Genomic DNA, 17,896 nt, shown 5'->3' on the forward strand with positions numbered 1-17,896 from the left:
AAGAATTTCTTTAGGAGCGTTAGCAGCAACAACTACAAGTTGGCCTTTTCCTAATTTTAAAGATTGAATTGATTTTTCAGAGCCTAAAGTCACATCACCAGTGTCAACAGCTACCCTGATTCCTCTATCTACGTCCATCATCTAGCCTCCTATTCATTTTTATAATCCATTTTGACACCGACAGAACCGGTACCAAGAGGTATTGGTTGTCCAATAATAATATTTTCGATGATACCTGTTAAATCATCCACTTCTCCGCGAATACTTGCGCGAAGCAAATGTTTACCAGTTTCTTCAAAAGCTGCACGAGCTAAAACACTTGATTTTTCACCACTAATACCATGTCTTCCAATGGATTTTACAACACCTTCTGAAGTCATGATATCCGCAACTAACATAATATGTCTTACGTCTACACTAAGACCCTGTTCTGAGAGAGTATTTTGAGCTTCGTTAATAATAGATTGACGAGCTGCTTCGATTCCCAAAACTTCGCCGATTTCGTGAATATTGTTGGTAGTGGTTCTCACATGGTCAATACCTTCCATGTCAAGGATTTCCTTAAGGTTTGATCCTTCGGTATGGATAATCCATTCATCATCACGACGAATAATTACTTTTCCAATACCTTTAATACCACTAATCTGCAAATCACGAACTTTATCTGCTAAAAGACGAAGTTCCCTAATTTCAAATTTAGGTTCAGATTTGGAATCGGTTTTTCCTGATGGAATAATAATTTCATCATTATTAATAACAGCTTTCTTGAAAGCCTTTTCAACAATAGCATTAATTTCTTCACGATTAAGTCTTTTTTCCTCAATCTTTTTGCTGTCTAAAGTTGCTTCAACTTCCATAGTACCATAATTTAAATTGAAATCGGAAAGAATGTCGTTGATTGTACTTTTACCAATTTTATTGGCTAAAGTTCTAACAAACTCTTCATCATCACGTCTTTCTTCATCAAAATAAATGTCCATTGTTGGAGTAGCAATCTCTTTTCTTGCATCAACAATCTCAATAAGTCTTGGAAGACCTAATGTTACGTTTAACTCAGTTACCCCTGCATAGTGAAAAGTACGCATAGTCATCTGAGTACCCGGTTCACCTACAGATTGAGCAGCTACTGTTCCAACAGCCTCTCCAGCTTCAACGTGAGCTCGGTCATAGGCATGTTTAAGCTTGATGATAAGTTGTCTTAATTCATCATCAGTCAAATCATTTTTGATGCAAGCTTTGGCTAAATCTTCGATATAACTATCTGGAAACTCAATGTTAAGGTCTTCAGTTTCGTTAATTTCTGCAATCATATCATTTATTTTAATTATAATATCATCCATAGTTACACCTACTTACCTTCTACTCCACTTCCCATTCTGATTTCGTCAATAAGTTTATTTAAATCAGCTGGTTTACCAAAGTCAGATTTTGCTGGGTCTACACCATCTTCACCAAACATGGTTTGGATGACATTGCCCTGATTGTCTGTAACAAGTCCAGATGGTTTAACTTGTAAATCTTGAAGCGCATTTACGAGTCTTCTTTGCATGTAACCGGATTGTGCTGTACGAATCGCGGTATCTACAAGACCTTCTCTTCCTCCCATTGCGTGGAAGAAGAATTCGATTGGGTCAAGACCGGATTTATAACTTGAGTGTACAAATCCTTTAGCTTTAGCCCCTAACTCACCTTTTTTGAAGTGAGGTAAGGTTCTGTTCAAGTATCCTCTTTCGATACGTCCACCCCTAACCGCTTGTTGTCCTACACAAGCAGTAATCTGAGTAAGGTTCAACATGGATGCCCTTGCACCGGTACGTGCCATTACTACAGAGTGGTTTTCAACAGCCATCACATGCTCATATGGGTCATCATCAGATTGCTTACCCATGGTAAGGTAGTTTTCTGCAATTTGACCGGACATGTCCCTAGCTTCCCCGAGAACTTGCATGATTTTCATCTCTAAAGTCTCTTCTAGACTCCTACCAGGCAAAGCTTGGAGATATCCTTCTTCATATGATTCTACAAGTTTATCTACTTCAGCCATCTTGTTATCTAAGTGCTCATTAATACGGTCTTGTGCTTCTGAAGGAATTTCTTCATCATTTAATGAAGTTGTAATTCCAGTTTTCATGATTCCACAAATCGCAAGGTCAGTGGATCTGTCTAAGAATTCTTTAGCTCTTCCAGGGCCATATTCTTTAACGATTTTATCTAAGATTTTACCTGAGAATGAACCATAAGCTGATTCATCAATTACCCCTTGAGTCAATATACCGTTTTTGATTACAACAGTAGCGTCCTCAATTGGGAAAACTGCAGGACATTTTGAAATCTCAGCACTATAAGATAAGTTTAAGTCATTAGGTAACAATAATGAGAACAATTCTTTACCAGTCCATTTTTCTCCTTTATCCTTATAGATAAATGATTCTTCACTATAATCAGGATCATATTTTAAAATCCATTGACCTGATTTGAATTCAGGTATTTTCAAGTGGGATTTACGGATGATTTGGAGAGCGTCTTCCTCTGAAAATTCCACACCATCCCTGGTTAAAAGGTATGCTCCTGAAATGTGGTCGTGAATAGCACCGATAATCGGTCCACCGAACCTTGGAGACAAGATGTGCTCTTGCACACGCATTAATGATTTAGCTTCTGCACGGGATTCGTCAGTTTGGAAAACGTGCATGTTCATTTCGTCTCCATCAAAGTCTGCATTGTATGGCGGACATACACAGAGGTTAAGTCTGAATGTTTTGTAAGGAAGTACCCTTACTTCGTGTGCCATCATACTCATTCTGTGCAAGGATGGTTGACGATTGAATAAAACCATATCTCCATCTTTCAAGTGTCTTTCAATAATGAAACCTGGTTCTAATTGTTCAAGAATTAATTCTTTGGTTTCTTCTGTACGTACTCTGATTTTTCTGCCGTCGTTTCTGATTACATAGTTTGCACCAGGGTGTATGTCAGGACCGTTTTGGATGTATTTTTTCATCTCTTCAATGTTCCATTCATTTACATAAACTGGTACGGTTACTTCTTTTGCAATCATTTCAGGTACACCGACCTCATTAATACTTATGTTAGGGTCCGGTGAGATTACCGTACGTGCAGAGAAGTTTACACGTTTACCGGAAAGGTTGGATCTGAATCTTCCTTCTTTTCCTTTTAACCTTTGAGTTAAGGTTTTGAGTGGTCTTCCTGACCTGTGTCTTGCAGGAGGTACACCACTGGCTTCATTGTCAAAGTATGTGGTAACGTGGTATTGTAATAATTCCCATAAGTCTTCAACGATTAATTGTGGAGCTCCCGCTTCCATATTTTCAAGTAAACGTTGGTTAATACGTAAAATATCTACAAGTTTGTGAGTTAAGTCATCCTCAGACCTTTCACCAGTATCCAAGGTGATTGAAGGCCTTACAGTTACAGGAGGAACAGGAAGTACGGTTAATACCAACCATTCAGGTCTTGCAACTTCAGGGTTAACTCCTAAAATGAATGAATCTTCATCACTGATATTTTCAAGTCTTTCCCTTACTTCGGAAGGAGTTAATTTGTAGTCTCCTTGGCGAATGGTAACAGGTTTATCTAAAAGAATAGGTTCCTGTACTAATTCCTGCAAGTATTGTTTGATATAGTCTTCAATGCGTTTTTTGAATTCTCTTTGAATTTTTTCTTCGGATTTTTCTTCAAACTCTTCAACAAGACTTGCTTTTTCCTCATTCAATTTTTTAATTTCTTCATCTAAAGCAGAAATTTCTTCACTTGAGTCAACTTCACCTTCTTCGCCGTCTTCTGATTCTTCAGGATTTTCAAGTGAATTGATTTTGTCCAAAGCCTTATCAATCTTATTGTCAATTTTTTGAATCTTTTTCTCTTGCTCGTCTTCAATGTCAGAAACTACCCTTTCATGAATCTTTTGGATATCATCTGAATTTTTAGTTTCGATAAGGTCATAGCTTGCTTCAATGTCAGCTAATGATTTGTTTTTCTTACAGTGAGGACAAAGCAATTTAGGATCGATATATTTGAATTGAGGTTTTTCTTCAGTTTCATCCCTTTCCCAGTATGCTTCAGTATATAACTGGTCTAGAATTTGTAATAGTATATCTTCCCTATCAGCATCATCTAAATCATCTTCTTCAGGATAGATTTCCTTCATGATTTTATCAACGATTTCATTCTGTTTGGCTTCAGGCATTTCAACTTTTTTAGTATCCGCTTGTAATTTTTTCAAGAGATCCGCAATGCTTTCCTTGTTTTCCATTGCTTCTGTAATTTTTTCAGTGTATTCTTCCAATTCATCTTCAGATAAAAGAACACGACCGCAGTTATTACAAGTTGAACGTAAAATTTTATGAATCACATCACCAAAACCAATGTGAATAACAGGTCTTGCAAGTTCAATACTTCCGAAATGTCCTTGACAGTCCCCACCTCTGAAACCGCAAGTTCTACAAACTAAACTTGGGTCAATAACACCTAAACGAGGATCCATTAAACCTTTTTCAATAGGAAAACCGTCATCCTCATAGGTATCAGGAGTTTCAACAGTTACAACAGACATTTCACGAATGTCCTCAGGAGACATTAGCCCAAAATTTATTTGCTCAATTTTTTTAATAAAACCTTTCATGTGTTGGCTCCTTATATCAATTTAATTATGCTTTGTCTCCTAAAACTAATTTAGGGAAAATACATAAACTCTTAAGTTCGTCTAATAATAATTTAAATGCGTATGAAATTTCAACAGGATATGTTTCTACATCTCCACAGATTGGACAGTATTTTTTATTTTTATTTTTATCGAATACTGCTAACATACCACAGTTTTCACAGACAATTGCTTCATATTTGTCTGATTCATCAAGCAATCTTTCTTTTAAAGTTAATGCTGCACCGTGTGCAATAAGACAGTCTCTTTCCATTTCTCCAAATCTTAAACCACCTTCACGTGCCCTACCTTCAGTAGGTTGACGTGTAAGCACTTGTACTGGACCTCTGGAACGAGCATAAACTTTATCAGTAGTCATGTGGTGTAATTTTTGGTAATATGCCACTCCGACAAATATTTCAGCATCCAATCTTTCACCGGTTACTCCGCTGTATAGGGATTCGCATCCTGCAGATTCAAATCCATTATCGAGAAGTTGCTGTTTGATTTCAGTTTCCAAATCTTTGTTGAATGGAGTCGCATCTACTCTTTCACCTTCAAGACAGCCTGCTTTACCTGCAACCATCTCAAGTACCTGTCCAATGGACATCCTGGATGGAATCGCGTGAGGGTTAACTATCAAATCAGGAACAACACCGAATTCTGTAAATGGAATATCTTCAGGGGACAATATCAAACCGACAACCCCTTTCTGACCGTGCCTTGATGCAAATTTATCACCAAATTCAGGTTGTCTGGTGTCTCTTACTCTGATTTTTGCTAATCTTGAACCTTCAACAGTTTCTGATAAGAGAACTGCATCGACAATACCTTTTTCTCCGTGTCTTACAGTTACGGAAGTTTCTCTTCTTCTATCAGCAACAGTACCGAAATCTTCTTCTAAGAATCTTGGAGGTGAAGTTTTACCTATCAATACATCACCTGATTTGACTTCGGATTCCGGATTGACAACACCGTCATCGTCAAGGTTTCTGTAAGCCTCTTCTGATCTGTATCCTTTAATATTTTTGTCAGGCACTTCAAATTTGTCTACCTGTCCACCAGCATATCTTTTTTCTGAAGTGTCATAAGCCCTGAAGAAAGAAGACCTGGCTAAACCTCTTTCAAGAGCTCCTTTGTTGATAACCATTGCGTCTTCCATGTTGTATCCTTCATAAGACATTAATGCTACAACAAAGTTTTGACCGGATGGTCTTAAGTCATAATTAGTTGAATCGATAATACGTGTTTTAACAATAGGAGTTTGCGGATGGTGTAGCAAGTGTGCTCTGGTATCGGTACGCAATGCATAGTTTGAAACGTATAAACCTAAAGCCTGTTTTGTCATTCCCGCTTCCATAGTATTCCTTGGAGAGGAATTATGATCAGAGAATGGAATAATTCCTGCACAGATACCTAACATGGTAGCAGGGTCAATTTCTAAGTGAGTGTGCTCATCATCTTCGCCATCCAAGTCAGCCAAAGACATTGCAATGTAGGAATTTTCCTCTTCTTCAGCATCCAAATATTCGATTAGACCGCCTTCGATTAAATCATCCCATTTTAATTTGCCTTTTGCAACTTTATCCAAATGTTCCTCTCTAAGAAGAGGAACGCCTTCTTTAACTATAATCAATGGCCTTCTTGCTCTACCTGGATCATTAAATATATAAATTTCATTATTGTCTTCGTAATAAGTAATATTCATTTCATGGGAGATTTCGCCATTTCTTCTTTTTTCTCTCATTTCTTGTGTAAACTCAACTGGATTTTCACAAGCTCCGAGAAGTTCACCATTTATATAAATTTTACACTTTTGCAAAAAATTTACCCCCTTATTCAATCAATACACCCATGCTTTCAATGATATCTTTAATTTCTTGTTCATCAGAACCTTCAGAAATATTACACATTAAAGCTAAATTCTTTACCAAACCACAGTTAGGTCCCTCAGGAGTTTCGTTCGGACATATTTTACCAAACTGAGTTGGATGCAAATCTCTTGCTTCAAAGTGAGGTTGGCTTCTAGTCAATGGAGATACAACACGTCTCAAGTGAGAAAGTGTACCCATGTAACTTGTTCTATCTAATAACTGGCTAACACCAGCTCTTCCACCTACCCAGTTACCTGTTGCAATAGCATGCTTAATGTTTTCAGTTAAAACATCACTACGTACAGCCTGCTTAATAGAAAGTTCTTTTCCACGAGAAAGACTTCTTTCAAGTTGGTAACTCATATCTCTAGTTAAATTAGTGAAAGCCACTCTGAATAAATCTTCCATCAAATCTCCAGATACTCTGAGTCTTTTGTTAGTGTAATGGTCCTTATCATGAGGTTCTCTTTTTTGTTCGATAACTTCCAATAACATCTCTGTCATTTCAGCTAAGTAGATAGCTTTATCATAACATCTTTCTGGTTCAACACCCATATGAGGTAATAAGTAACGGTTAATTACATCGGTAGCACGTTTTGTACGGTAATCGGTAGGCATGTTTTTAGCTACTCTGTTACCAATGTATTTAATGGCTGCATTTTGCATATATTCCCTTCTTTCTTCAATACTCATGCCATCCATTTCATTTTGGTCTAATTTTAGGGAATCGAGTGAAACCTGAATATCGTCTGCAACCATCATCTGGAAGTTGTTGTCATCAGAAATCGCTTCGATAATTTCTTGGTCTGTAGCCAATCCAAGAGCTCTTAACAATATTACTAATGGAATTTCACCCGGAAGGTATGGGAATGAAATTCTCAAGAAAACACCATTTTTACGTGGTTTTTTATATTCCAAAGTAATTCTAGCCCTGAAACCACTTTTGATTGAAGTAACGACAGCTTTTGCATGTCTGTCTTCAACTTCATCCAAACGTTCAAGGATGATTTTGTTTGGAGCAATTTCTTCCATTGTAACAACAGCCCTTTCGGAACCGTTTACAATGAAGTAACCTCCTAAATCTTGAGGGTCTTCATGTTTTTCAATTAATTCTTCAGCAGTAAGACCGTTAAGATGGCAAATATCTGATTTGAGCATTACCGGCAATTCGCCAATGTATACTTCTTCTAAAGGATTGTCTTCCCCTTCTTCATTTAATGCCATTTCAAGATACATATCTGCGGAATAATTTAAATTTCTAAGTCTTGCTTCAGTTGGGTCGATAATGCTACTTGACCCATCTGCCTCTTTATTAGATGGTTTTTCAATACGAACTTTACCAGTTTTTAAAGTGTATTTTCCGTCATCCAATGTAATAGGGTCAGTAATATCAATAATATTCTGAATCCTATTATTCACAAAGTCATTATATGATTTAATGTGGTGATCCACTAAATCATACTTATCGAAAAATGCATCAACTAATTTCCAATTATTCTCTGTCATGGACTTCCTCCAGCATTTACGTAAACGCAATAAAAATAATTAACTAAATAAAAATAAACATAAGATAGGCGAAAACCTAACAATTAATTCATTTAATCATTATTCTTAATTTACTCATAACTATCTCCTATAAGATAATTCCTCTCAAACTAAGTTAAATTTATTATAATGAATTTCTAAAAAACAAAAAACACAGAAATTATATAATTAAATTTCACTACTCTAAAATTATATTAAATATTAATCTTCCACTATCCTATATGTAACAAACACACCAGCAGTCTGACTTTCACGAGTAATTCTTAAAACATCTCCAGGTTTAGCGCCAATAGCTTTTACTACCGGGTCTTCTGATCTAATTCTTGGAAGGTCTTTAAAATCATACTCAACATCACTAAATTCATCAGCAATTTCATCTTCGGTCATGATTTCATGTGTTGGTACAAGCATATGTTCTTGGATATCAATTCTCAAATTTTTTCCTCCAGATAGAAAAGTTAAAATATAAAATTAGAAACAGGCCTGACGGGAATTGAACCCGCGGCCGCTTGGTTAAAAGCCAAGCGCTCTGCCAGACTGAGCTACAGGCCTATATGACATATACACATACTATTTAGCATTTGAAGCGCCCTGGCCGGGATTTGAACCCGAGTCGCGGGCTCGACAGGCCCACATGATAGCCCCTACACCACCAGGGCAGAAATACTTAAACAGTATCATGTAACGTACTAACAATACTCTGAAATTTATCATATATAAATGTTTTGGAAAAATCCAATATTTTCTAAAAAATGACATATTATGATAAATAAATAAAGTAATGAAATCCCGCCTGCCGGACTTGAACCAGCAACATTTGGATCTACAGTCCAACGCTCTGCCAAATTGAGCTAAGGCGGGAAAATGGGTCCGCCCGGATTTGAACCGGAGTCTCAGGCTCCCAAAGCCCAAAGGATCGACCAAGCTACCCTACGGACCCATATACCACACTGTATGTAAATAACATACTAATAATAATCTATGTATTCTTATATATAAATTTTACTATGATATATAAAATACTATCAAAAAATGAATATAGAAACATAAATTAAAAGCCCCGGACGGGAATTGAACCCGCGACCACGAGATTACAAGTCTCGCGCTCTACCAGACTGAGCCACCGAGGCTTAGCTCTATATTATAGAACAATATAAAATATGTTAAAGGTACTTTAAATACTTTACTATAAAACACTAAAATCAACTAAAATGTTTAAATAGTACATCATTTATAATTAATAATCATGATAAATAGTGAAAAAGAATTATTGGAAAAAATTGATGACACATTAACTCAAATCAAAACAAAAAATCCATTAACACACTGCATAACCAATTCAGTGACAATAAACGACTGTGCAAATGCAGTACTTGCAATTGGCGGGTCACCATTCATGGCAGAAGATGCAGAAGAACTTGAAGAAGTGGTGACAATAGCAGACGTGCTAGTGATAAATATTGGTAAATTAAGCAAAGAGCAGATTAATTCCATGAATATAAGCGCCAAAGTTGCAAACGATACAAACACTCCAATTGTACTTGACCCCGTTGGAGTAGGAGTAACCCAACTTAGAAACAAAACAACACTTGATTTAATAAACAATTACAAAATAACAGCAATCCGCGGAAACATCAGTGAAATAAAAGCAATAGCCAAATTGATTGGAGTAATTGATGAAAATAATGCTGCAAAAGGTGTTGACGTAAATATTGATGATATAATTACTGAAGAAAACCTGCATGCAAACGGCGAAATAATAAAAGAGGTTGCACTCAAGCTAGATACAACTATCCTTGCAAGCGGACCAATCGACATATTAAGTGACGGTGAAACCACAATTGCTATTGACAATGGCGATGACATGATGCCTCTAATTACAGGAAGCGGATGCATGTTATCTTCAATTGTTGGAAGCTGTGTTGGAGGATCCAGCCCATTGGAAGGAAGTCTGGTGGCAATTCTTGCAATGAATCTTGCGGGTGAAAAAGCAAGAGCAAAAGTAGATGAAAAAGATGAAGGAACAGGTTCATTTAGAGCATATTTAATCGATTACCTTTACAAAACTAATGCGGATAGCTTAGTTAATGAATCAAACATTAAGATATTATGAATAAAATAGATTTATCCCTTTATTTGGTAACTGACAACAGCGACGATGAGGAAAAATTCCTCAACACCATTGAAGAAGCAATCAAAGGTGGAGTTAGCGTAGTTCAAATCAGAGAAAAAACTGCAGACACTTTGGACTTTTATAATTTAGCCCTAAAGGTTAAGGAAATTACAACAAAATACAATATCCCCTTAATAATTAATGATAGGGTGGATGTTGCACTTGCCATCGATGCTGACGGGGTTCATGTCGGCCAATCCGACATGCCATGTGACGTTACAAGAAAATTGATTGGACCCGATAAGATATTGGGCGTTTCGGCAGCTACAATTGATGAAGCAAAAAAAGCTGAAAGTGATGGTGCGGATTATATTGGAACCGGAGCCGTTTTTCCAACATCAACTAAAGATGATGCTCCTTCCGTTACAAAACAAGAGCTAAAAGAAATTGTTGAATCAATAAATATACCAGTCGTTGCAATTGGAGGAATCAATCTGGAAAATGCTTGTGAACTGATAGACACTGGAATTGCAGGACTATCTGTTGTAAGTGCGATAATGAGCTCTGATAATCCTAAAAAATCATCCGAAGAGCTATTGAAAATATTTAATAATTAATTTTTTATTTTTAAATATTATTATTTGATAAAGCTTCAACAATCTTTAGAATTAAATCATCAGACTTATTTACTTCATTAGAAGTATAAAAATGAAACAAAATAATAAAATCACATTAAATTACAAAATTAATCATCATTCCACAATACTATGAAATATAATTGTTAATCCTAATCTTACTTTAACAAGGAACTAATAGAATTTCCCTGCAAAGATTTAAAGTGAAATTTATCCATTGGAGCAAATCCTAAAAAGGCAACCATTCAATGTATAATGATAATTTTTGACCATCAAAAACATTCATATTATACACATATGGACGCTCATAATATACAACCTCATTATCCTTCAAAATCACATCCCCATTTATTAAAAACTTAGTATACTTAATATAAATAGGGACTCTCTTTTCATTCAATTTAACACTCTCACCACGAAGTTTAATTTTAAGTTGACCATCCCCAATACACTCGATATCCAATTTAAGGAAGTTATCTTGACTTCTAATAAAAGTTCCCTGGCCTTGAGAATCTTTAAACCAATCAGGAGAACTATACTCTAAATTTTCATCGGAAGAGTAATTTATTTTAATATGATTTTCGACGTCAGAATTTTCACCATAATTTTTAATATCAATTCTAGCAGTGTTATATTTGATTAAACTATCCTCAACCAAATTTTTTACTAAATTTTTTTTATCAACCAACGTTATGTTATTTACATTAATCAAATGAGGTAAATTGAAAGAATTGATTACATCCATACTTTTATTTTTACGGATTTTTCTATTCATTTCATTATCAAAACTATTATTACGCTGAATAATTTCTAATAACTGTTCAGTTTTCTTACTAAAATATTCTGGTACAAAATGAGTAGGTGCTAATCCGTCTATATGATTTTCGTTAGCTAATGTTTTGCAATCAAATGGTAAAACATCAACATCGAAATTTTCTAAGATATATCTATCAAATAAATCTCTAAAGGGATTGAGTTTATGAGCTAATAGTTTATAGTCTTTTTTAACAGAAATATTATATTGCGAATCCAAATATTTATAGACAGACCTAGTACAGTTCAATATTACTCTAGTACGATTACAATTTTGGTCAATTAACTTAAAAAAATCATTACATGCATTAGTCCATAATCCATAATATTCATCAAAATCGTTGAAAACATCAATTGAACGTTTATTTTTTAAAAGATTATAAAAACCTGTCCTTTTTATTCTGGTTGTTCCTGTTACATATTGATTCTTATCGTATTGAATAACACCAGATTTAACATCAAATAATGTATCTAATATAATATAATCAATGGAATCTTCTTTAATAAAATCCACAAAACTTTTTGAAAGATCTTCAGTGACACAAAGATTATCATAGCGCCTATTTGAATTAATTAAACTTTTATCATAATCAATAGGCTTGGACATTATGCTTATTAATGAACTGCCCTCAACTGAATGATTAATTTTAAAATATTTCTTATAATTTTCATTATTTAGGCTATTGAAAATACCTCTTGAAGAGCATGACCCGAAAACTGAAAATTCTGTGATTTTTCCCATTGAATCCCCAAATTTATTTATAAATATGTCATAGTTTTTAATACAATAGTTATTATGAAATTAATAATACATTTTTCTATAAACGTTATATTCTAACTTAAAAAAAAAGAATCAATAATACTAGAAAATTATTTAAAAAAAAGGAGTCTTAAGATATTTTTTTCTCTTAATCCTTCTTTCTGAAATGATTTTTTCCTAAGAAAAATCAAAAAGATAAAAAAAATAAAAATTATTTTTTACTGTTTTTTAAAGCTTCTACAGCAGCTAGTTTTTTACCGGCAAGCATACTGATGCAAGCTCCACCGCCACTACTTAAATGGCTCATTTGGTCTTCCAAACCAAGACCTGCAGTAGCAGCTGCAATATGTCCTCCACCAATTAATGAAAACCCTTCAGAACTGGCCATTGCATTAATTAAATCTTCTGTGCCCATTGCAAATTTAGGGTCTTCAAACACACCTGCAGGACCATTTGCAAAGATATACTTGGCGTCCCTAATCTCTTTTGCATAAAAAGCAATAGTTTTAACGCCAATGTCAAAAATGGCTTCATTTGGAATTTCACCATTGTCAATATCCACTCGCTCACCATCAATTTCACAAGCCACATCAATAGGATATTTTACCTTATCGCCAAATCTTTCGATTAGTTCTTTTGATTTTTCAACCATATCTTCATATCCTCTGCTGGCTATGAAATCTTTATTGACTTGACCAATATCAACTCCGGCAGCCCATAAAACAATATTTCCAACGATACCTGTTGTTAAAATGGAATCTGCAGTACCATTGCTCAATACATTTTCCATAACATCAATTGAATCATCAGGTTTCATTCCACCAAGCAAAAATACGCAAGGATGCTCCACATTATCCAGAGCGTCTTGAATTACAGTTAATTCCTTTTCCATTACACGGCCTGCGGCTGAAGGTGTGTTAACTGTAAAACCAACTAATGATGCTTGAGACCTGTGAGCCGCTGCAAATGCATCATTGACAAAATAATCAATTAATGGAGATAAATTTCGTACAAGTAAAGTCTTTGATTGCTCTTCAGGAGTTCTTGAAAGAGTTTCCTCAGAAAAGAAACGTGCATTTTCAAGCAATAAAATTTCATGAGGTTTAAGAGCCTTAATAGCTTCTTTAGCAGCATTAGAAAATAATGCATCCACATATTTTACTCTTAAATTTAAGATATCTGATAGAGCATCAGCATGTTGAGATAAAGTTGTGAAATCTTTTTTTCCCGGACGGCTTTGATGTGCAAGCAACACTACTTTAGCTCCTTTATTAGACAACTCCTTGACAGTTTGTGCATGCAGTTTTAACCTTGTATCATCCAATATTATCCCGGAACTTGGATCTACTGGAGCATTAATATCAATTCTAACAAGCACTGTTTTATTTTCAATGTCAAAATCATCAATTGTGTTAAATTTGCCAGACATAATCTCACTTTGAACCTTTATAACTTACTTACCAAATCAAGTAAAGCATCTTTTGGACTTTCAGCTTTAATAATTCCAGATGCAAGCAATACTCCATCTGCGCCTAAATCCATAGCTGCCTTCATATCATCACCAGTTGTAATACCTGCCCCACATAAAACTTTAATGTCTTTATTAATGGCTTTGACCTCTTTTACAGTATCTTCAACCACTTCAGGTTGAGCTTGAGATACAGGAATTCCAGTACCAATCAATTCAGGAGGTTCGACAGCAACAGCATCGGGTGCTAAAGTGGCTACAGCTTTTGAAGTTTCAATATTATTGGTACATACACAGGATTCTATTTCATTAGCCCTGCACATTTTTACAACCTCATCAATGTCAGCCAGTTTCATTCTATTTTCAGAATGGTTAATTAAAGACCCACTAATTCCAGCATCAATCAATGTATTGATTAAATTGGAGCCTGTGTGACCTCCTGGAGAAATCGGATCGATGTGTTGGGCAAAAATTGGAAGAGATGTCTCTTCACGAATCATGTAAATATCAGCTGCTTGAGGTGCTGCAACCATAGTGATTCCAGATTCATTAGCAGCGCTTTCCAAGTCATGTGCTAGTTCCAAAGCCTTTATACCACTTGATTCCAAATAAGTTTTATAGTTTAATATCACAATTGGTGTGTCCATATAAATCCCACAAAAAACTTTTTTTATAATTAAATATTTGATTTACATTATTAATAAATTTATGATAATTTTTTATAACCCTCCAATATACAGATTAAAAAAAATGTATATACTAGCTCAGCTAAAAATAAAACTGATTTTATGTCATTTAATAAAAGCCAAATAGAAAAATTAGAAAAAAGCGGATATAGATTCTTAGGCAAACATGGTCATGCTGCTGTTAAAACCTGCCACTGGACACGTCAAAGTATTGTGGATAAGGGAGTTTGCTATAAAGAAAAATTCTACGGAATCCAATCCCATAGATGTTTGCAAATGTCTCCCGCAGTTCCCAATTGCCAGCAGGAATGTGAATTCTGTTGGAGAGATTTGACTTACACCCAAACCAATTGGGAAGATGAGGAGTATGATGACCCTAAAACCATAATCGATGATGCCATTAAAGCTCAAAATAATTTACTATGCGGATTTTATGGAAATGGCAAAGCAAACAAGAAAAAACTGGAAGAAATAAAAAATCCGACTAATGCCGCAATTTCTCTTGCAGGAGAACCAACTCTTTATCCGAAAATTGATGAGCTGATTGGAGAGTTTAACAGCCGCGGGTTTACGACATTCGTAGTGAGCAACGGCCAATGTGCTGACAGGTTAAGAAATCTGGAAAACGATCCCTACCAACTATACCTTTCCTTAGATGCACCTAACGAGAAAATATTTAATGAAGTATGCAGACCTCGAATTAACGATGCTTGGAGCAATTTAAACGAATCTCTTGAAACATTGTCCAGTTTTAATTCACGTACATGTATACGAAATACATGTGTTCGTGGAAGAAATATGGAAAACCCTGAAGAGTATGCAAAATTAATCCAAAAAGCAGACCCTGATTTTGTAGAAGTAAAAGCATACATGTGTGTCGGGTCATCACGTGAAAGGCTAACCCTTGATAATATGCCTTTATTCAATGAAGTTAAGGAATTTGCTCAAAAAATAGGTGATGAATGCGGTAAAGAAATAGTAAATGAATCTGAAATCAGCCGTGTTGTTTTGCTTGAATAGCTATTTTACGGCCAAGTTCAAATGCATTATCCAAATCTTTTGGAAAACGTGTTTTTCTGATATTTTTTCTTTCTTTTTCATCAAAAGCATCTGAAACATATTTCGAATAGTCCTTAAACTGATATGTTTCATATACATAGAGATTTTCTGGTTTGGTAAACACCATGCTCAATCCCATTTCAAAATGGTCATGAAGATTATGGTAGCCGATTTGGTGTGAAAGCTCTTCTGAAGCATTCATTGTGTAAATATAAGCTAAAGGCATTTTCTTGTGTTCTACACTTTCAGTTTTGCTATAGGCCACGAATGGAAACATGAACCTTTCTAAAAAGCACCTCATATTTCCACTAACATCACTAAAGTAGATAGGCGAACCCAAAATGATACCATCAGCTTCAACAATTTTTTCAAGAATAGGCTTCAAATCGTCTTTTTGAACGCATCTGCCATAATGTTTTCCATTTTTCCTTTTACATGCAAAGCAACTCCTGCATCCATGAAATGGAAAATCATATAAATCTATCCTCTCGGCTGAAGCATCCGGGAAAACAGACTTAATGCCTTCCAAAGATTTATCCAACAATTGAGCAGTGTTGCAATTCTTTCTTGGAGAACCATTAATGGCAAAAAATTCCATTTATTTACCTTCCGCCTTCAGTTCTTCACAAATTTCAACAGCTTTTTTAGCTGCCTTTTCCATTGAAGTTTCATATGGAATTCCAGCTTCCTCTAAAATCCTCTGACCTTCTTTTTCATTGGTACCTGTTAATCTGATTACAATGTGAACTTTACGGTCAGCTTGTTCTAAAGCTTTAATTACACCACGAGCAACATCATCCGCTTTAGTAATTCCACCTAAAACATTTAAAAATACAACTTTAACAGGATCATAGTTTAAAACAATGCTTAAAGCTTGATTAATAATCTGTTCTGAAGCTCCACCACCAATATCCAAGAATGTTGCCGGTTCTCCTCCATTGAGCTTAATCATGTCCATAGCAGTTAAAGTCAAACCTGCACCATTACCGATTACAGCAATATCTCCATCCAATTGGACAAAGTCAACAGCCTTTTTCTTATAGTTCATTCTTTCAACTAGATCTTCATGTCTGAACAATGAATCGTTTTCAACAACCAGTTTAGCGTCCGCAGCTATCAGGCCATTTGGTGTTAAAACCAACGGGTTTATCTCAGCGGTGTCTGCATCATATTTGGTAAATACATTGTACAATTTCCAGATTATATCTCCCATAGAAGAGATTAACTCGGATGGAACTCCCATTTTACGTGCAACTTCACGTGCTTCGTAGGGTAAAAATTCGAGCAAAGGATTTGGATAATATTTAATAATTTTTTCAGGGTTTGTTTTTGCTAAGTTTTCAATTTCAACCCCACCTTCCTTACTCGCTAAAATTACAGGCCTTCTTGCACCCCTATCAACTGAAACGGTTACAAAAAATTCATTTAGAATATCAGCTTTTTCTTCAATTAATAAGTGGTTTACCTTTTCTCCTTTAATTTCCATTCCCAAGATTTCATCCGCAACTTTTAAAGCTTCACCGGGATTGTTTGCAAATTTAACACCACCTGCTTTACCTCTACCACCTGTTAAAACCTGCGCTTTAACAACTACAGGCACGTTCATCTCTGAAGAAATGGCCATTGCCTCTTCAGGGTAATTTGCAACGTGACCTTCTAAAATTGGGATACCTTCCTTGTGAAAAATTTGTTTTGCTACACTTTCAAAAAATCTCATTATAACACCTATTCCGCTAAAGCATATCCTGCTTCAAAAGCCTTAATGTTTTTCTCTTCAGTTCCCTTAGGAACGCTTGCTTCAATAGCTTTGATAGCTGCTTCCTTAGATATGACTTTAGTAATTTTTGTAATAGCTCCGACCATAACAATATTGGCTACGATTTTTAAGCCTATTTCATCTGTAGCTGTTTTGGTTGCAGGAGCTTCATAAACTTTAATATTATGCTCATCTATAAATTCCCTAACATCTTCAACATCGGTTGTTCCAGGATCAACAATCAATATTCCCTCATCCTTTAAATCCACAATATATTTCATTAATGCTTCATTAGACATGGCTACTAAAATATCAGGACTTTGAACTTTTGGATAATCGACTTCAGTATCACTAATAACAACTTCACATTTAGAAGCTCCACCACGAGCTTCCGGACCGTAAGATTGGGTTTGAACAGCTTCTTTTCCGTCAAAAAGACTTGCAGATTTACCTAAAATGATACCTGCAAGAATAATTCCTTGACCTCCAAATCCACAAATTCTAATTTCAGTTCTCATTTTATCCAC

The 17,896-nt window shown here is 35.3% G+C and carries 15 protein-coding genes and 5 tRNA genes; 3 read left to right on the forward strand and 17 right to left on the reverse strand.

The window, feature by feature from the left end:
• The 11 genes from IJI93_RS08655 to IJI93_RS08705 form a co-directional block, all read right to left on the reverse strand.
• The coding region (locus IJI93_RS08655; protein WP_292822251.1) for a ribosomal L7Ae/L30e/S12e/Gadd45 family protein at positions 1 to 141 on the reverse strand (141 nt) is incomplete at its 3' end.
• A gap of 8 nt (positions 142 to 149) precedes the next feature.
• On the reverse strand, positions 150 to 1,340 hold the full coding sequence (gene rpoA2, locus IJI93_RS08660) for a DNA-directed RNA polymerase subunit A'' (RefSeq protein ID WP_292822155.1): 1,191 nt from the start codon (positions 1,338 to 1,340) through the stop codon (positions 150 to 152).
• An 8-nt stretch (positions 1,341 to 1,348) separates the two neighbouring features.
• On the reverse strand, positions 1,349 to 4,642 hold the full coding sequence (locus IJI93_RS08665; RefSeq protein ID WP_292822157.1) for a DNA-directed RNA polymerase subunit A': 3,294 nt from the start codon (positions 4,640 to 4,642) through the stop codon (positions 1,349 to 1,351).
• Between the two features lie 25 nt (positions 4,643 to 4,667).
• Entirely contained in the window at positions 4,668 to 6,482 is a 1,815-nt protein-coding gene (rpoB, locus tag IJI93_RS08670) for a DNA-directed RNA polymerase subunit B (protein ID WP_292822159.1), read from the reverse strand.
• Between the two features lie 13 nt (positions 6,483 to 6,495).
• On the reverse strand, positions 6,496 to 8,040 hold the full coding sequence (locus IJI93_RS08675) for a DNA-directed RNA polymerase subunit B'' (protein WP_292822161.1): 1,545 nt from the start codon (positions 8,038 to 8,040) through the stop codon (positions 6,496 to 6,498).
• Positions 8,041 to 8,280: 240 nt separating this feature from the next.
• The gene (locus tag IJI93_RS08680; RefSeq protein WP_292822163.1) at positions 8,281 to 8,514 is read right to left on the reverse strand and encodes a DNA-directed RNA polymerase subunit H; all 234 of its coding nucleotides are present in this window, start codon (positions 8,512 to 8,514) and stop codon (positions 8,281 to 8,283) included.
• Positions 8,515 to 8,557: 43 nt separating this feature from the next.
• Positions 8,558 to 8,631, reverse strand: a tRNA-Lys gene (locus IJI93_RS08685).
• A 35-nt stretch (positions 8,632 to 8,666) separates the two neighbouring features.
• Positions 8,667 to 8,738, reverse strand: a tRNA-Asp gene (locus tag IJI93_RS08690).
• A 128-nt stretch (positions 8,739 to 8,866) separates the two neighbouring features.
• Positions 8,867 to 8,940: transfer RNA gene (locus IJI93_RS08695), tRNA-Tyr, on the reverse strand.
• A gap of 4 nt (positions 8,941 to 8,944) precedes the next feature.
• Positions 8,945 to 9,019: transfer RNA gene (locus IJI93_RS08700), tRNA-Pro, on the reverse strand.
• Positions 9,020 to 9,135: 116 nt separating this feature from the next.
• A tRNA-Thr gene (locus IJI93_RS08705) sits at positions 9,136 to 9,209 on the reverse strand.
• A gap of 116 nt (positions 9,210 to 9,325) precedes the next feature.
• Between IJI93_RS08705 and thiM the strand changes: the two genes are divergently transcribed.
• Both thiM and thiE read left to right on the forward strand, forming a co-directional pair.
• Positions 9,326 to 10,192, forward strand: a complete 867-nt coding sequence (gene thiM / locus IJI93_RS08710) for a hydroxyethylthiazole kinase (RefSeq protein ID WP_292822165.1) — start codon at positions 9,326 to 9,328, stop codon at positions 10,190 to 10,192.
• Complete coding sequence (gene thiE, locus IJI93_RS08715; protein WP_292822167.1) at positions 10,189 to 10,809, forward strand: thiamine phosphate synthase; 621 nt, start codon at positions 10,189 to 10,191, stop codon at positions 10,807 to 10,809. The genes thiM and thiE overlap by 4 nt, the downstream gene beginning before the upstream one ends.
• 247 nt (positions 10,810 to 11,056) lie before the next feature.
• Here thiE and IJI93_RS08720 read toward each other — a convergent pair whose 3' ends face one another.
• From IJI93_RS08720 to tpiA, 3 genes are all read right to left on the reverse strand, one after another.
• Positions 11,057 to 12,382, reverse strand: coding sequence for a DUF6270 domain-containing protein (locus tag IJI93_RS08720; RefSeq protein WP_292822169.1), 1,326 nt, complete (start codon positions 12,380 to 12,382; stop codon positions 11,057 to 11,059).
• Between the two features lie 229 nt (positions 12,383 to 12,611).
• Positions 12,612 to 13,832 carry a phosphoglycerate kinase gene (locus tag IJI93_RS08725; protein ID WP_292822253.1) on the reverse strand — a complete coding sequence of 407 codons (1,221 nt, stop codon included), beginning with the start codon at positions 13,830 to 13,832 and terminating at the stop codon, positions 12,612 to 12,614.
• A gap of 14 nt (positions 13,833 to 13,846) precedes the next feature.
• On the reverse strand, positions 13,847 to 14,515 hold the full coding sequence (gene tpiA / locus IJI93_RS08730; protein ID WP_292822171.1) for a triose-phosphate isomerase: 669 nt from the start codon (positions 14,513 to 14,515) through the stop codon (positions 13,847 to 13,849).
• A gap of 141 nt (positions 14,516 to 14,656) precedes the next feature.
• Between tpiA and twy1 the strand changes: the two genes are divergently transcribed.
• Positions 14,657 to 15,574, forward strand: coding sequence for a 4-demethylwyosine synthase TYW1 (gene twy1 / locus IJI93_RS08735; protein WP_292822173.1), 918 nt, complete (start codon positions 14,657 to 14,659; stop codon positions 15,572 to 15,574).
• On the opposite strand, the gene IJI93_RS08740 is transcribed toward twy1, so the two are convergent.
• Genes IJI93_RS08740 through IJI93_RS08750 form a run of 3 tightly spaced genes read right to left on the reverse strand, consistent with a single transcriptional unit; the run spans position 15,549 to position 17,887 of the window.
• Positions 15,549 to 16,211: a flavodoxin family protein gene (locus tag IJI93_RS08740; protein ID WP_292822175.1), complete on the reverse strand. Its 663-nt coding sequence runs from the start codon at positions 16,209 to 16,211 to the stop codon at positions 15,549 to 15,551. The genes twy1 and IJI93_RS08740 overlap by 26 nt on opposite strands.
• Positions 16,212 to 17,330 carry an ADP-forming succinate--CoA ligase subunit beta gene (gene sucC, locus IJI93_RS08745; protein ID WP_292822177.1) on the reverse strand — a complete coding sequence of 373 codons (1,119 nt, stop codon included), beginning with the start codon at positions 17,328 to 17,330 and terminating at the stop codon, positions 16,212 to 16,214. It abuts the gene before it with no gap.
• Between the two features lie 8 nt (positions 17,331 to 17,338).
• On the reverse strand, positions 17,339 to 17,887 hold the full coding sequence (locus IJI93_RS08750; protein WP_292822179.1) for a 2-oxoacid:ferredoxin oxidoreductase subunit gamma: 549 nt from the start codon (positions 17,885 to 17,887) through the stop codon (positions 17,339 to 17,341).
• Positions 17,888 to 17,896: the final 9 nt, after the last annotated feature.

The sequence above is a fragment of the Methanobrevibacter sp. genome (assembly GCF_017431965.1).
In the GTDB taxonomy this organism is placed as follows: Archaea; Methanobacteriota; Methanobacteria; order Methanobacteriales; family Methanobacteriaceae; genus Methanocatella.

Coding starts and splice junctions, on each gene's coding strand:
- rpoA2 (WP_292822155.1), bottom strand. CDS start 1,340: ATGGATGATATTATAATTAAAATAAATGATATGATTGCAGAAATTAAC.
- IJI93_RS08665 (WP_292822157.1), bottom strand. CDS start 4,642: ATGAAAGGTTTTATTAAAAAAATTGAGCAAATAAATTTTGGGCTAATG.
- IJI93_RS08675 (WP_292822161.1), bottom strand. CDS start 8,040: ATGACAGAGAATAATTGGAAATTAGTTGATGCATTTTTCGATAAGTAT.
- thiM (WP_292822165.1), top strand. CDS start 9,326: ATGATAAATAGTGAAAAAGAATTATTGGAAAAAATTGATGACACATTA.
- thiE (WP_292822167.1), top strand. CDS start 10,189: ATGAATAAAATAGATTTATCCCTTTATTTGGTAACTGACAACAGCGAC.
- IJI93_RS08720 (WP_292822169.1), bottom strand. CDS start 12,382: ATGGGAAAAATCACAGAATTTTCAGTTTTCGGGTCATGCTCTTCAAGA.
- tpiA (WP_292822171.1), bottom strand. CDS start 14,515: ATGGACACACCAATTGTGATATTAAACTATAAAACTTATTTGGAATCA.
- twy1 (WP_292822173.1), top strand. CDS start 14,657: ATGTCATTTAATAAAAGCCAAATAGAAAAATTAGAAAAAAGCGGATAT.
- IJI93_RS08740 (WP_292822175.1), bottom strand. CDS start 16,211: ATGGAATTTTTTGCCATTAATGGTTCTCCAAGAAAGAATTGCAACACT.
- sucC (WP_292822177.1), bottom strand. CDS start 17,330: ATGAGATTTTTTGAAAGTGTAGCAAAACAAATTTTTCACAAGGAAGGT.
- IJI93_RS08750 (WP_292822179.1), bottom strand. CDS start 17,887: ATGAGAACTGAAATTAGAATTTGTGGATTTGGAGGTCAAGGAATTATT.